Here is a 15146-nt window from a genome sequence, read left to right as displayed (position 1 = left end):
CCCGGTGGCCAAAAAGATCAGAGATGAGGGGCCGAGCGTTGGCGGTACAAATCCATGAAGGACGGTAGTCTGTTGACTTACCCACGTAGTCCGACGGTGAAGCGTTTTTTCGCTGATCCGCACGCAAGGATTTCTTTGGAGGGCAGATAGCTCCGGTTCTGCATATCTCCTCAATACCGTCAGTCCCGAGCCGGCAGTTGCACATTTGAATGCAAGGCAGGTCACGTATTTCAATATTGAGACCAGCCACGGAAGGGCGATGGCGGTTCGAGTCCGATCTGATTCGCCCTATTCAAGCTGAACACACCTACACCAAGGTGTCGACGACACCTTGGTGCGATAGATTTGGCGACACTGAGCGGCTCTGGTGGCGGAGTAGTTAACAGAAAGGTTGAATCATGCGCAGTTTCGTCAATATCGGTGCGATAGTCGGGGCATTTAGTCTGGCCGGCGCCACCGTCGCCCTCGGCGACGAGCCAAAGCCCACAATCGTCCTGGTCCACGGCGCATTCGCGGAGTCTGCCAGCTGGAACGGCGTGATCGCGGATCTGATCCATGACGGATTCACTGTGATCGCGGCGGCCAACCCTTTGCGAAGCGTCTCTGGTGACGCGGCTTATGTCGCAAGCGTCATTGGTTCAGTAAAGGGACCGGTCGTTCTTGTCGGCCATTCTTACGCTGGGGCGGTGATCTCCGCCATGGCGGGCCAGTTATCTAATGTGCGGGCGCTCGTCTATGTTGCTGCCTTCGAGCCCGAGATTGGTGAGAGCAGCCTCGAACTAACTGGTAAATTTCCGGGAAGCACACTCGGGTCCACGCTTGCGCCTCCAGTCAATCTGCCGAACGGTGACCAGGACCTGTACATACAGCAAGACAAATTCCATGCCCAGTTCGCCGCAGACCTCCCCGAGGCGGACGCGCGGCTGATGAGTGCGGCGCAGCGTCCAGTGAATCAGGCCGCCCTGGCCGAACGGGCAGTTCGTGCGGCCTGGAAAACCATTCCGTCCTGGTCGATTTACGGCGGTTCAGACCGCAACATCCCGCCGGCCGCTATGGCTTTCATGGCTGAACGTGCCCATGCGCGGAAGACAGTGGTCGTCCCAGGCGCTTCCCATTTGGTTATGGTCTCCCACCCTCGGGAGGTGGCTGCTCTGATCGAGGATGCGGCGAACGCAAAATGATAATGCGTCACAAGCGCAGATCCAAGTCCGATGAACCTACATTGCAGCATTTGCAACACTGAATAGAGTCGCGACCCTGGTTGATATGGGAGCCGTCAATTCGTCCGGTGGACGCGGTCCTGACGCTTCTCCGTACCGTCATGAGTTCGCTTCGCAGTGCGATCCGATCGGCCAAGAACCAACCGATGCTCACGCTGGGCAACGAATGCCTTTCTCGTTGCCCCACGACGATCATGAAGCCCCTCAGGTCGGGTGTCTTGAGCGAAATATCGGCCCGAAGACGCCGGCTAAATGCATCTGCGTACCTTCGGCGATTAGACCCGAGACTCCGCCTCTTGACGCCCCATTCGCAGTACTTTAATACGTATTAATAGGTTGTTGTTACGTATAAGGGACGATTTTGATTGCGCACTGGTCGGGCCACACAGAAAGACGTTGCGCGGCTGGCGGGCGTATCGCAGGCGAGCGTGTCGATGGTGATGAGCGGTGGCGGGTCTCCGGCGATTTCGTCGGAGACCTGGGAGCGGATCACCAAGGCGGCGGCGGAGCTTGGCTATACGCCGAACCGGTTCGCGCAGGCGCTCAAGACCAACCGCACCATGACCATCGCCTGCGTCGTGCCCGACATCACCAACCCTTTCTATCCGGCGCTGATGCGCGGCATCCAGTCGGTGGCCGAAAACCTCAGCTATGACGTGATCGCGGTCAGCACCGACGGCTCGGCCGAGCGCGAGCGGCATTTTCTCGACTGGTCCCGTCAGGGGCGGGTCGACGGTGTGATCGGCGTGTTCTTCACCTTGCGCGCCGGCGACTTCAAACCGCTGCTCGATGCCGGCGTGCCGGTGGTGCGTATCGAGTCCAGCAAGAAGCGCGGCGGCGACATCGCCATCGACGACATTTTTGTCGACAGCTACGCCGCCGCCTTCTCGGTAACGCAGTTTCTCATCGGCCGCGGCCACAGGCGCATCGCCATGGTCGCCGGCCGCGGTGGCCCCCAGGGCGTGCGGGTCGAAGGCTATCGCACCGCGCTGACCGAGGCCGGCGGCACGCCCTACATCCTCGTCGACGAGGAATTCAGCGAGACCGGCGGCGCCCGTGCCGCCGAGGCGGTGCTGGCCAGCGGCTATGCGCCGACGGCGATCTTTGCCGCCAACGATTTGATGGCCATCGGCGTCATGCAGGCGCTGCGCGATCGCGGCATCGCCATTCCCGGCGACATTGCGGTTGCCGGCTTCGACGACATTTCGGCGGCGCGGCTGGTCACACCATCGCTGACCACGGTCGCGCAATTCCAGGGCGACATGGGGGAAAAGGCTGCACAGATCCTGATGGAGCGCCTGCGCGGCGCCTCACCGGGCGCGGGGACCGCGCTCGAAATGCCCTACAGCCTGATCGAACGCGGTTCGACCTGACTGCCATAAGAAACGATATCGGAGGAGAACATCATGCAACGCCGTACATTGGTCAAGACCGGCCTCGGGCTTGTCGCCCTGCCGCTGCTGCCGCGCCTTTCCTTTGCCGACGACAAGAAGCCGGTCGGCTTCTGGTACGAATCCGCTTCACCGGAAAACCAGGACAACCTCAAGACCATTCTGATCGACCCGTTCAATGCGGCGCATCCGGAGGATGATCTGTCGATCGACTTCCGCGGCTCCGACCTCGACAAGCAATTGCGCATCGCCATGCTGTCGGGCAATGGCCCGGACGTCGTCTTCACCGCCGGCCCGAGCTATGTCGCGTCGATGGCGCAGGCCGGGCAGTTGCTGCCGCTCGACGACTACGCGGCAAAGCTCGGCTGGAACGACCGGCTGCTGCCGCTGTTCACGGAACTCGGCAAGTACGAGGGCAAGCTCTATGCGCTGGCCAAGACCTACGAGACGCTCGGTCTGTTCTACAACAAGACACTGTTCGACAAGAGCAGCTGGAAGGCGCCGACCACCATCGCCGAGCTCGAGGCGCTGGCCGACGAGATGAAGGCCAAGGGCCTGGTGCCGTTCGGCGCCGGCAATGCCGACTGGCGGCCGGCCAACGAGCACCATGTCTCGATCGTGCTCAATTCGGTGGCTGGTCCCGACAATGTCTACAAGGCGCTGACGGGCGCCATTCCATGGACCGATCCGTCCATCCAGGCGGCCATCGATAAGCTCGATGAGTGGTGGCAGAAGGGCTATTTCGGCCCCAACTATTTCTCGCTGACGCTGGAGCAGGCCTTTGCCCAGGTGGCAACCGGCCAGGCCGGCATGGCGCCGAGCGGAACCTGGAGCTTTACCAACGTCCCGACCTATTTCCCGCCCAACAATGCCGAACCGGCTTTCGTCGGTTTCCCGAGCACGAGCGGCCCGCCGGTCTATGCGCTCGGCATCGGCTCGACGCTCTCGGTCAACGCGAAATCCGAAAATCCGGACGGCGCGGCGGCGGTGCTCGACTATATCTTCAGCGACACATTCTACGGCGCCATGAACTCGGCCTGGCAGGGCGAGTGGAACCTGCCTTTGAAGGATCTGTCAGGGGTAAAACTCTCCGACAAGGTGCTGCCGCTCTACACCGAGTCGATGAAGAACCTGTCGACCGCCGTCGGCGCCGGCCAATATGGCTACACGACATGGACCTTCCTGCCGCCCGCCACCGACACCTATCTGGTCAGCGGCATGGAGGAAGTCTGGCTGAAGAAGATCTCGTCGAAGGACTACCTCAAGAAGCTCGACGAAACGTTTCAGCAGGAAAAGACGGCCGGCAAGGTGCCGGCGGCACCGAAGCGGGCTTGAGGCACCGCAAAACCCAACCGAACCAGCGACGGAGCGGCGCCTGACCGGCGCTAAATCAATAGAGCATGATGTCGTCCGAAAACCGCTTCACACTTTTCGGCATCATGCTCCAAAACCCAGGGCAATTGTCCATGCACCGGCTCTATCTCGTCCCGACGCTGATCATCAATTTCGTCATCGTGCTGGTTCCGGCACTGCTGACGGTTGTCCTGGCATTCTGCAACTGGGACGGTATTTCGACGACGACTTTCTCCGGGCTGGACAATTTCCGGGCGCTGCTCGCCGATGGCGTGTTCTGGTCGGCGCTGACCAACAACATCATCTGGACCGGCATCTTCCTCGTGGTGCCGATCGCCATGGGGCTGCTGGCGGCGTCGATGCTCTTGATCGTGCGGCGCGGCAGCAATTTCTTCCAGGTCGTCTACTTCCTGCCGGTCGTCATCGCCACGGTCATCACCGCGCGCGTCTGGCAAGGCATGATCTACAGCCCGGTCACCGGCGTGTTCGGCATGCTGCAGCGCATGGGCCTGCCGGTCGCCAATCCGCTGGCGCAGCCATCGACCGCGCTGTTCGGCGTGGCGACCGTCGACCTATGGCACTGGTGGGGCTTTCTGTGCGTCATCTTCTTCGCCGCCCTTCGGCAGGTGCCTCAGGAGCAGATCGAAGCGGCGCGCATCGAGGGCGCCAGCTACGGCCAAATGATGCGCTATGTGCTTTTGCCGGGGATCCGGCCGACCATCATGCTGATGCTGATCATGACGGTGATCTGGAGCTTTCTCGCCTTCGACTTCGTCTACATCCTGACCCAGGGCGGCCCGGCGTTTTCAAGCGAGGTGCTGTCGACGCTCGCCTATCGCCACGCTTTCTACGACCTCAATGTCGGCCAGGCAGCGGCGGCGGCCCTGGTGATCAGCCTGTTCGGCCTCGTAGGCACCTTCTTCTATGTCCGGCTGCAGACGCAGGAGGGCGAGCAATGAGAATGGTCGAAAGCCGGACGACGCTCACCATCTCCTACATCGTGCTGGGCATCGGCGCCTTCATCGCGCTGTTTCCGATCGCGCTTCTGGTGCTCAACGCGCTGAAGCCGGCGGCGCAGATCGTGCAGAACCCGCTGTCACTGCCCAACCCGATCCGCTGGGAGAATTTCACCAACGCCTGGGCGCACGCCAAGTTCTCGAAAACCTTCATCAATTCGCTGCTGTTGTCGGGCACCACGATCATTCTCGTCTGCACGACATGCTCGCTGTCGGCCTATGTGCTGGCGCGCAAGAAAGTCGCCTCGTGGAAGATCTGGACGTTCTACCTGCTGGCGACCACCACGGCGCCGATCCAGCTCTACATTTTCCCGCTCTATTTCGGCTTCGCCAAGCTCGGCCTGGTCAACAATGTCTTCGGCGTCGCGTTGATCTACACCGCGCTCTACAGCCCGTTCGCGGTGATGCTGCTGAGGACCTATTTCATCGCCGTGCCGAAGGAGCTCGAGGAAGCCGCGCTGATCGACGGCGCCACCCATTGGCAGGTGTTTTCCAAGGTCATGCTGCCGATCGTGTCACCCGGGATTCTGACAGTCGCGCTGATCATCGGGCTCAATTCCTGGAACGAATTCCTGATCGCGACGACCTTCCTGCAGAAGGCCGACAAGGTCACTGCCGTCATCGGCTTCTACCTGCTCAGCGGGCAATACAGTTCCGACTGGGGTGAGATCATGGCCGCCGCGCTGATCATCGTGGTGCCGGTGGTGGTGCTGTTTGTCGCCATGCAGAAGCGGTTCATCGAAGGCATGGCGGGCGGCTCGGTCAAGGGCTGAAACCCGGGCTGAAATATTTCGAGTATCTGGAGCAGAACATGCAGTTACCCAATGACTATCTGGAACGGGTCTATGCCGGCGTGCTTGGTAAGCTGGTGGGGGTTTATCTCGGCCGGCCGTTCGAGGGCTGGACTTACCAGAAGATCATGAAAGAGCTCGGGCCGATCGACTATTACGTGCATGAGCGGCTGAACCAGCCGCTGGTGGTGACGGATGACGATGTCGCCGGCACCTTCACCTTCATCCGCGCGCTTGAGGATTACGGCATTTCGCCGGATTTGCCGGCCGAGGCCATCGGCAAGGCGTGGCTGAACTACATCGTCGAGGAACGCTCGATCCTGTGGTGGGGCGGCTCGGGCAATTCGACCGAGCATACCGCCTGGCTCAACCTCAAGAAGGGGATTCCTGCCCCACATTCCGGGTCGATCGCGACCAATGGTGCGACCGTGGCCGAGCAGATCGGCGCGCAGATCTTCATCGATGGCTGGGCGATGGTGGCGCCGGGGCAGCCGCTTCTGGCGGCAAAACTTGCCGAACAGGCCGGCAAGGTCTCGCATGACGGTGAATCCGTCTATGCGGCGATGCTGTGGGCAGCGATGGAGGCGGAAGCCTTCGTGTCCAGCGACATCGACCATCTCATCGACACCGGCCTGTCGGTGATCCCGCGCGACAGCCTGATCGCCAAGCTCATCGCCGATATCAGAGGCTGGGTGAAACAGCATCCCGACTGGCACGACACGCGTCAGAAGATCGAGGACAAATACGGCTACGACAAATATCCCGGCAATTGCCATGTCGTGCCTAACCACGCGCTGATGGTGATGGCTGTACTTTATGCGCCTGACGATTTCCAGAAGGCGCAGATGATCGTCAACACGTCCGGCTGGGACACCGACTGCAACGCCGGCAATGTCGGCTGCCTGCTCGCGCTGATGCTGGGCCTCGATGGCGTCGAGGCAGGTCCGGACTGGCGCGGGCCGATCGCCGACCGGCTGCTGATCTCGTCGGCCGATGGCGGCAATTCGATCAACGACGCGGTGCGGACGGCATACTACATCGCCAATCTCGGCATGACGCTTGCCGGCGGCAATCCGCTCGATGCGCCCAAGGGCGGCGCGCAGTTCCATTTCTCGCTGTCCGGCAGCCAGCAAGGGTTCCGCCCGGTTGAAGGCCATGGCGCAGCGATCGGCGTTCGCGTCGGCAATGTCGAATTCGAGAACGCGCGTGCACTGACCATAAACTATGGGGCGCTGGCGCCAGGGCTGAGCGCCGCGGTGACGACGCCGACCTTCTCGCCGCGCGAGGTGCTGTCGATGCGCACCTACGATCTGATGGCGACGCCGCTAGTCTATCCCGGGCAAGTGGTCAAGGCGCGCGTCGTCGCCGATCGCCACAACCAGGGCGCGGTGTCGGTGCGGCTGCGCATCCGTGCCTATGATGGCGAGGATCGTCTGCGCGATTTCGATGGCGATGCGGTCATCTTGAAGGCGGGCGAAGACCGTGTCCTGTCATGGCGCCTGCCGGATCTGGACGGCCAGCCGATCGCCGAGATCGGCATCGTACTCACCAGCGGGGGCAAGCGTGCGGATGGCCGTGTGCTGCTTGACTATCTCCGCTGGGACGGGGCGCCGGAACTCACGCTGCACCGTCCCGCCGGCGAATGCGATTTCTGGCGCATGGCCTGGGTGAATGGCGTCAGCTTCTTTTCCAAACGCTATCCTCCGAGCTTCCGCATTTCGCAAAGCCGCGACGAAGGCATCGTGATTCACGGGACGCGGCAATGGACCGACTATACAGTCTTCGGCGACATCGTCATTCACCTCGGCAATTATGGTGGCGTCTGCGCGCGCGTTCAGGGCCTGCGGCGTTACTACGCCGTGCGCGCCACTCGCGACGGAAAGCTGCAAATCGTGCGCACACGGGACGCCGACACCGCCGTTCTGGCGGAGACGGCATACGATCTCGTTTTCGAAAAGGCGATCCCGGTGACGCTGACCGTAAAGGGCAGCCACATCAAAGCGCTGTTCGATGGTGTGGCGATCGAGGCGGTCGACACCAGCGCCGAGGCATTGCCCGATGGCGGCATCGGACTGCTCATCGCCGAAGGTGCGCTCTCCACCGACGAACTACATGTGAGCGGCGCCTGAACGTGCTGCACCTACGATCATAGGGAAGATCTGAATGGCTTCAGTCGAAATCAACAACGTGCTGAAATCCTACGCCGGGCACGCCGTGCTGCACGGCGTCTCGGTCAAGATCCCGGACGGTCAGTTCGTCGTACTGGTCGGACCCTCGGGCTGCGGCAAGTCCACGCTGCTGCGCATGATCGCCGGACTGGAGGATATTTCGGGCGGCACGATCAGCATCGGCGACAAGGTCGTCAACGACCTGCCGCCAAAGAAGCGCGACATCTCCATGGTGTTCCAGAACTATGCGCTCTACCCGCATATGACGGTCGCCGAGAACATGGCGTTCTCGATGACGCTGGCCAAAGCGCCGAAGGCGGAAAAAAACGAGCGGGTGGCCAAGGCGGCGGAAATCCTTGGCCTGACCCAGCTGCTCGATCGCTATCCGCGCCAGCTGTCAGGCGGCCAGCGCCAGCGCGTCGCCATGGGCCGCTCCATCGTGCGCAACCCGCAGGTGTTCCTGTTCGACGAGCCGCTATCGAACCTGGATGCCAAATTGCGCGTGGCCATGCGCGCCGAGATCAAGGCGCTGCATCAACGCCTGCGCACCACCACGGTCTACGTCACGCACGACCAGGTCGAAGCTATGACCATGGCCGACCAGATCGTCGTGTTGAATGACGGGAGGGTGGAGCAGATCGGCAGCCCGCTCGAGCTTTACGATCATCCGGCCAATCTGTTCGTCGCGACCTTCATCGGCTCGCCGTCGATGAACATCATAGATGGCGTCGTGACGCGAAACAACGGCGCGCCGGCGGTGCGAACCAACGACGGCACGCTTTTGCCGGTCGCGCCGGGCTTCAGCGCGGCGGAGGGGAAGCAGGTGCGTTACGGCTTAAGGCCCGAACATCTCAGGATCCCTCTCTCGGGCAAGGGTATTGCCGCATCGATTGACGTGGTCGAGCCAACAGGCTCCGAAACACAGGTTCATTTGAGGATCGCCGGCACGCCGGCGGTCGCCGTGTTTCGTGAGAGAATCAGTGCCCGCCCCGGCGAGATTCTCTTTGTAGAGCCTGACATCGCCAAGGTGAGCCTGTTCGACGCCGAGACCAGTCAAGCTTTGCATCGACGATAACGGGGTCTCGCCTGGCCGGATGCATTGTCTCGAATCGAAAGAGCGTGTCGCGATTGATCGGCCTCACATCACGCAGTTTTGTAGACGTCTGCATTTCTGCTGGCTCGACATGTGCCAGATATACGGCGAGCCTCTCAGAGTGTCGAAAATTCCGGGCGTCTTCCTTCAAAGCCGCGCCTTGAGTTTCGAGTTAGCCATTTCGCCATGTGCCGCTTTGGCCAGTTGTGTGGCGCCGTCCTTCCTGTCGAAGCCTCATCGTCAAGCGACAGCTCGAGAGCGAGTTGCTCGATACCGAGCTGCGGGATCAGAGCGGTCAGCTTGATCAATGCGACGGACTCCTGACAGGTGGAACTCCAGGACGAAAGGCTGTCTATGTAAAGTGGCGTTTGTCCTGCAAGGCTGGGATCGGGCTGCGGCTCATTCGCAGCAAACCAATAAAGATGGACGCTCCGGCAGATTGACAGTAGGGTCGTGCTCGACTCCGGGTTTCGCGGGCCAATCTCTTTCTGTGACAAGGGCTCATTCTCCTAGCAATAAGAAGCTTGATGGCCGAGGATTCCGAGTACGCCTTGGAGGTGCTTCGCGAAGGGGCGGAGTTCACGCTCTACCGCGGCAAAGAGGTCGGCAACCAGACACCGATTCTAGCGGTGTCGGTCGCTGGTGAGCAGCCGTCACTTCAGAGTATTCGGCGGCTCGAACACGAATACGCGCTGGCGAGCGGACTTGATGCAGCATGGGCCGCCCGGCCCCTCGCCATTGCTCGCCACCAAGGACGAATGCTCCTCATCCTTGAGGATTCAGGCGGTGAACCCCTGGACCAAGCAATAGAGGAGCACAAAGGACTCCCCATCGATTTATCCCACTTGCTGCGTATTGCCATTGGTTTGGCAGTGGCGCTTGGTCAAGTCCACAAGCAAGGGCTCATCCATAAGGACATCAAGCCGGCGAACGCACTTGTAGACGACCGCGGTCGCGTTTGGCTTACAGGCTTTGGGGTTGCGTCTCGGCTTCCGCGGGAGCGTCAGCAGCCTGAAGCGCCCCAATTCATCGCCGGATCGCTTCCGTACATGGCTCCTGAACAGACGGGGCGTATGAACCGTTCTATCGATTCCCGGAGCGATCTCTATTCTCTCGGGGTCACGCTGTACGAAATCTTGACCAGCCGGCTCCCATTCACCGCTTCTGATCCGATGGAATGGGTGCACTGCCATATTGCGAGGCGTGCTGTCTCGCCCACTGAAAGTATAAGCGAAATTCCTCAGGTACTCTCGTCAATCGTGATGAAGCTTCTCCTGAAGACGGCCGAGGAACGCTATCAGACCGCGGGGGGGGTCGAGGCCGACCTGCGTCGGTGCCTAATGGAATGGCAGCTACATGGTCGCATCGAACCATTCCCACTAGCCGCCCACGACACATCGGGCCAGTTGATGATCCCGGAGCAGCTCTATGGGCGCGAAAGCGAGATCGAATCTCTGCTCGCGTCGTTCGATCGGGTAGTGGTCGAAGGCACCTCCGAACTCGTATTGATATCCGGCTATTCCGGTGTCGGCAAATCCTCAGTGGTGAACGAGTTACATAAGGTCATCGTCCCGTCGCGGGGACTTTTCGCTGCAGGCAAGTTCGACCAGTACAAGCGCGATAGCCCATACGCAACTCTGGCACAGGCCTTCCAGACCCTGGTCCGTCAGATTCTCGTTGAGAGCGAAGGGGAAGTGGATCGCTGGCGGCGTATCTTGTCAGAGGCGGTCGGTGTGGACGGACAGCTGATCGTCAACCTCGTTCCCGAACTGGAGTTCATCATCGGGAAACAACCGTCCGTTTCCGACCTGCCGTCCCAAGAGGCGCAAAACCGATTTAAGGCTGTGTTCCGTCGCTTCCTTGGCGCGTTTGCGACGCCGGAGCACCCGCTCGCGCTGTTCCTGGATGATCTGCAATGGCTGGACGCAGCCACACTCGACCTTATCGGGCACCTGATCACGCATTCGGAGGTGCGCAACCTTCTGCTGGTTGGCGCCTATCGAGACGACGAGGTCGGGCCCGCTCACCTGCTTTTGCATATGCTGGATACGATCAAAAAAACTGATGCGAGGGTGGGTGAGATAAAGCTGGGTCCCCTCGGGTCCGACGAGATCAGCCAGTTTACCGCGAGTGCAATCCGCTGTGATATCGAGCGTGCGCGGCCTTTGTCGGAGCTGGTTCAGGAGAAAACCGGGGGAAATCCATTCTTTGCAATCCAGTTTTTGACGGAATTGGCCGACGAGGGATTGCTCACATTTGATCCTGTTGCGCGAGCTTGGCATTGGGAAATCGATCTCATACACGCCAAGGGCTATACCGATAATGTGGTGGATCTCATGGTGGAGAAGCTGAAGCGACTTTCTCCCCTGACCCAAGACGTGTTGAAACAGCTCGCCTGTCTTGGCCACGCCACCGACGTCGCCATCCTGACTCTGGTTCAGAAAGAGACAGAGGAAGCAATGCACGAGACGCTCCGGGAAGCTGTTTATGCAGGTCTCATCGATCAGCAGGATGGCGCGTACAGGTTTCTGCATGATCGAATTCAACAGGCGGTTTATTCGCTTATCCCCGACGGACATCGAGTTGACGCCCACCTGCTCGTCGGCCGCACGCTTCTGGCGAACATGACGGATGACCAGCTCGCCGAGCACCTATTCGATGTCGCCGGCCAGCTCAATCGGGGCGCTGGACAACTGATTAAACCGCAGGAGAAATCCCAGTTAGCGACGCTCAACCTGCGCGCAGGGAGAAAGGCCAAAGCGTCCGCTGCCTATGTGTCCGCATCCGTGTATCTAGCGGCCGGCATGACCATGCTCGACAAAACAAGCTGGAACAAACAATACGAACTGACATTCGGCCTCTGGTTAGAACGTGCGGAATGCGAAATCTTGAGCGGCAACTTCGAAGAAGCTGAGCAATTGATAATTGATTTGCTGCAACGCGCGGCGTCGAAAGTCGACCTGGCGACCACCTATCGTCTGAAAGTCCTGCTCCACACTCTGAAATCGGAAAATGCCCAAGCCGTCGACAGCGCACTCTCGTGCCTGCGCCTGTTCGGCATTGACATCTCGGCGCACCCGACTGAGGCGCAAGTCCAGGCGGAATACGAAACGGTCTGGCAAACTCTTGGCGGACAGCCGATCGAAAACTTGATTGATCTGCCAATTATGACGGATCCAGAAATGCTGGCCGCGATGGATGTGCTGTCAGTGCTCCTCTCCCCTGCTAACCATACCGACTTCCATTTGTGGTCGTTGCTCGCGTGCCGGATAGCGAAGATGACAATGCAGCACGGAACCTGCGGCGCATCGGCCCATGGCTATGCCGATCTCGGCCAAATCCTGGGACCAGTATTTGGCCGTTACGGCGACGGTTATCGATTCGCTGAGCTCGCCTGCGAGCTTGTCAATAAGCAAGGTTTCGTCGCCTACCGGGGGAAGGCCTACCATGCGAAAGGCGTTGTCGCCGTCTGGACACAACCGATCGCAACCTCGATAAATTTTCTTGAGACGGCCTTTCGTATAGCAAACGACACCGGTGATCTGACTGTCGCCTGCTACTGCATGGACAAGTCGATAACGAATTTTCTGACGCGGAACGACCCGCTCGACGCAGTGTGGCGGGAGTCGGAAAGGGCCCTGGATTTTGTCCGGAAAGCTCGGTTCCATGACGTCGCTACCGTGATCGAGGCCCAGCAACGCTTCGTAGCGACCATGCAGGGCCGGTCCTTAACTTTCTCTACCTTCAGCGATGCGCAATTTGACGAAGCGGATTTCGAGGCGCAGATCATGGCTGACGGGACGGCCACGGCGACCTGCCTGTACTGGATCTTGAAGTTACAAGCCCGGTTCTTGTCGGGCGACTACGTCGAGGCGCTCGCATCGGCCGAGACAGCGAAAGAATTGCTTTGGGCTGCACCGGTTCATTTCCAGAAGCTCGACTATGTTTACTATACCGCGCTGACCGTGACTGCTCTCTATGAGAGCGCTTCGGTCGGCGAGAAGGGAGCTTGGCATGATCTCCTGGCGCTGCACCTGGAGCAACTCAGAGAGTGGGCTGCAAATTACCCACCGACCTTCGGCGACAAGCACGCACTTGTTTCCGCGGAGCTCGCCCGTATCGAAGGACGGGATGCTGAAGCCATGCGGCTCTACGAGGAGGCAATTTCCTCTGCTCGCGATCAAGGGTTCGTGCAGAACGAAGGCCTTGCCTATGAGTTGGCCGCGAGGTTTTACAATGCGCGCGGCTCAAAGATTTCCGCCATTGCCCATTTAGGTCATGCTCGGCGATGTTATGTCCGCTGGGGCGCCGACGGCAAGGCGCGGCAGCTAGACCGGCTTTATCCGCACCTGACCGCTCCGGAAGTGCAAGGTCGTGACGCGGGCATTGGCTCCCGGGTTCAACATCTCGACGCAGAGAGTGTCATAGCAGCCTCTCAGGCTTTGTCTGGAGAGATCGAGCTGCCCAAGTTAATCAAGCGGCTGATGAGGACCTTGATCGAGAACGCGGGCGCGGATCGCGGCCTTTTGATCCTGCCGTCAGGGGGTGAATATCTGATCCATGCGGAAGCGCGGGCGGCCGGAAATCAGATCGAAGTCACATTAAATCAAGAGCCGATCACGTCAATCACGTGTCCAGAATCCCTTGTGCGCTACGTCATCCGCACACGGGAAAGCGTCATTCTCGATGATGCCTCCAAACCTAACCTGTTCTCCGTGGACGGGTATCTGCACCATCAACTATCAAAGTCAATCCTGTGCGTACCGCTGATCAAACAGGGAGAGTTGACAGGAATTGTCCTCCTGGAAAACGCGCTGACCTCACACGCGTTCACGCCGGGACGAATCGGGGTCCTGGAACTGCTTGCGGCGCAAGCAGCGATCTCGCTTGAAAACACACGCTTGTATAGCGATCTCCAAGAGCGGGAGGCAAAGGTTCGGCGTCTTGTCGACTCCAATATCATCGGAATATGTATTTTCGATCTCGACGGTCGCATCATGGAAGCCAACGAGGCCTTTCTCCAAATCGTGGGATATAGCCGCGGCGATGTTGCTTCGGGCTCGTTGCGTTGGACCTCCTTGACACCCGCCGAATGGAGCTGGGCGGACGAACGAGCATTCGCGGACATGGCTTCTACTGGAACCTGCAGACCGTACGAGAAGGATCTTCTTCGGAAAGACGACAATCTCGTGCCCGTGCTTGTGGGTGGGGCGACCTTCGACGAACTCGGACATCAGGGCGTCGCATTCGTTGTAGATCTGACGGAGCGAAAACGCGCCGAGGCCGAGCTGGTGCACGCGAACCGCGTAGCGACAATGGGCCAACTCGCAGCCTCCATTGTTCACGAAGTCAATCAACCTATAGCTGCCACGCTGACGAATGCTGGAACCGCGATGCGCTTTCTCGCTCGTCAGCCGCCAGATTTGGATGGGGCCAAGCACGCCATCGATCGCATTATGAGAGACGGTAAGAGGACCGCTGATATTGTAAGCCGTATTCGTGACTTCTCCAAAAATGCCCCTGCCCGGAAGGAAAATTTGGAAATCAACGAAACAATTTTGGAAATTTCGGCACTAGCCCGTATCCCAATGTCAGAGAGAGGCGTCGTGGCGAAGATGCAACTGGCAGAGGGGTTGCCGCGCATTTTGGGGGACAGAGTCCAATTACAACAGGTGATCCTGAATTTGATCATGAACGCCATCGAAGCCATGAGCGAGGTTGGGCAGGTACTGCGCGAATTGTCGATCAGCACCAGCAAGGTTGACTCAGACGGCGTCCTTGTCGCGGTCAGCGATACGGGTCCGGGTCTATCTCAGGCCAATCCTGAGAGTATTTTCGAGGCGTTTTACACGACCAAGTCCAGTGGGTTGGGGATGGGATTGCCGATCTGCCGCACGATCGTGGAAGCGCATGGCGGCAGGCTATGGGCAACTCCGAACAAACCTCATGGCGCCGTGTTTAACGTTATGCTGCCAATTGAAAAATCGCCGTAGCGCATTTGTTGCCGTCATATCGAACGCTCGGCAGGAGTCTATGGGCCAAACTGCTAGAAAATCCGCCAGGTTGTTGGTGACTCATTATGAAATGCGTCCTTTCCCCGCACGCACGACGCAT

The 15146-nt window shown here is 59.7% G+C and carries 9 protein-coding genes; 8 read left to right on the top strand and 1 reads right to left on the bottom strand.

The window, feature by feature from the left end; translation table 11 throughout:
• Positions 1-398 precede the first annotated feature (398 nt).
• The 7 genes from X751_RS154730 to ugpC all read left to right on the top strand — a co-directional run bounded on the left by X751_RS154730 (position 399) and on the right by ugpC (position 9014).
• Entirely contained in the window at positions 399-1181 is a 783-nt protein-coding gene (locus tag X751_RS154730; RefSeq protein WP_023734885.1) for an alpha/beta hydrolase, read from the top strand.
• Positions 1182-1585: 404 nt separating this feature from the next.
• Positions 1586-2593, top strand: a complete 1008-nt coding sequence (locus tag X751_RS154735) for a LacI family DNA-binding transcriptional regulator (protein ID WP_023744388.1) — start codon at positions 1586-1588, stop codon at positions 2591-2593.
• A gap of 33 nt (positions 2594-2626) precedes the next feature.
• Positions 2627-3946: an extracellular solute-binding protein gene (locus tag X751_RS154740; RefSeq protein ID WP_023734887.1), complete on the top strand. Its 1320-nt coding sequence runs from the start codon at positions 2627-2629 to the stop codon at positions 3944-3946.
• A 131-nt stretch (positions 3947-4077) separates the two neighbouring features.
• On the top strand, positions 4078-4923 hold the full coding sequence (locus tag X751_RS154745; RefSeq protein ID WP_023744387.1) for a sugar ABC transporter permease: 846 nt from the start codon (positions 4078-4080) through the stop codon (positions 4921-4923).
• A complete protein-coding gene (locus X751_RS154750; protein WP_023744386.1) occupies positions 4920-5753 on the top strand; it encodes a carbohydrate ABC transporter permease in 834 nt (277 codons plus the stop codon). Before X751_RS154745 ends, X751_RS154750 begins: the two co-directional genes overlap by 4 nt.
• 38 nt (positions 5754-5791) lie before the next feature.
• Positions 5792-7900: an ADP-ribosylglycohydrolase family protein gene (locus X751_RS154755; RefSeq protein ID WP_023734890.1), complete on the top strand. Its 2109-nt coding sequence runs from the start codon at positions 5792-5794 to the stop codon at positions 7898-7900.
• A gap of 34 nt (positions 7901-7934) precedes the next feature.
• Entirely contained in the window at positions 7935-9014 is a 1080-nt protein-coding gene (gene ugpC, locus X751_RS154760; RefSeq protein WP_023734891.1) for a sn-glycerol-3-phosphate ABC transporter ATP-binding protein UgpC, read from the top strand.
• Positions 9015-9148: 134 nt separating this feature from the next.
• On the opposite strand, the gene X751_RS1000000166870 is transcribed toward ugpC, so the two are convergent.
• Positions 9149-9340 carry a hypothetical protein gene (locus tag X751_RS1000000166870; RefSeq protein ID WP_155923332.1) on the bottom strand — a complete coding sequence of 64 codons (192 nt, stop codon included), beginning with the start codon at positions 9338-9340 and terminating at the stop codon, positions 9149-9151.
• A 219-nt stretch (positions 9341-9559) separates the two neighbouring features.
• Between X751_RS1000000166870 and X751_RS154765 the strand changes: the two genes are divergently transcribed.
• Positions 9560-15025: an ATP-binding sensor histidine kinase gene (locus tag X751_RS154765; protein ID WP_023744385.1), complete on the top strand. Its 5466-nt coding sequence runs from the start codon at positions 9560-9562 to the stop codon at positions 15023-15025.
• The last annotated feature ends 121 nt before the right edge of the window (positions 15026-15146 follow it).

Source organism: Mesorhizobium sp. LNJC394B00, from assembly GCF_000502555.1.
Lineage (GTDB): Bacteria > Pseudomonadota > Alphaproteobacteria > Rhizobiales > Rhizobiaceae > Mesorhizobium.
This window is presented reverse-complemented; position numbering and strand designations above follow the sequence as displayed.

Coding starts and splice junctions, on each gene's coding strand:
- X751_RS154765 (WP_023744385.1), top strand. CDS start 9,560: ATGGCCGAGGATTCCGAGTACGCCTTGGAGGTGCTTCGCGAAGGGGCG.
- X751_RS154730 (WP_023734885.1), top strand. CDS start 399: ATGCGCAGTTTCGTCAATATCGGTGCGATAGTCGGGGCATTTAGTCTG.
- X751_RS154750 (WP_023744386.1), top strand. CDS start 4,920: ATGAGAATGGTCGAAAGCCGGACGACGCTCACCATCTCCTACATCGTG.
- X751_RS154745 (WP_023744387.1), top strand. CDS start 4,078: ATGCACCGGCTCTATCTCGTCCCGACGCTGATCATCAATTTCGTCATC.
- ugpC (WP_023734891.1), top strand. CDS start 7,935: ATGGCTTCAGTCGAAATCAACAACGTGCTGAAATCCTACGCCGGGCAC.
- X751_RS154740 (WP_023734887.1), top strand. CDS start 2,627: ATGCAACGCCGTACATTGGTCAAGACCGGCCTCGGGCTTGTCGCCCTG.
- X751_RS154755 (WP_023734890.1), top strand. CDS start 5,792: ATGCAGTTACCCAATGACTATCTGGAACGGGTCTATGCCGGCGTGCTT.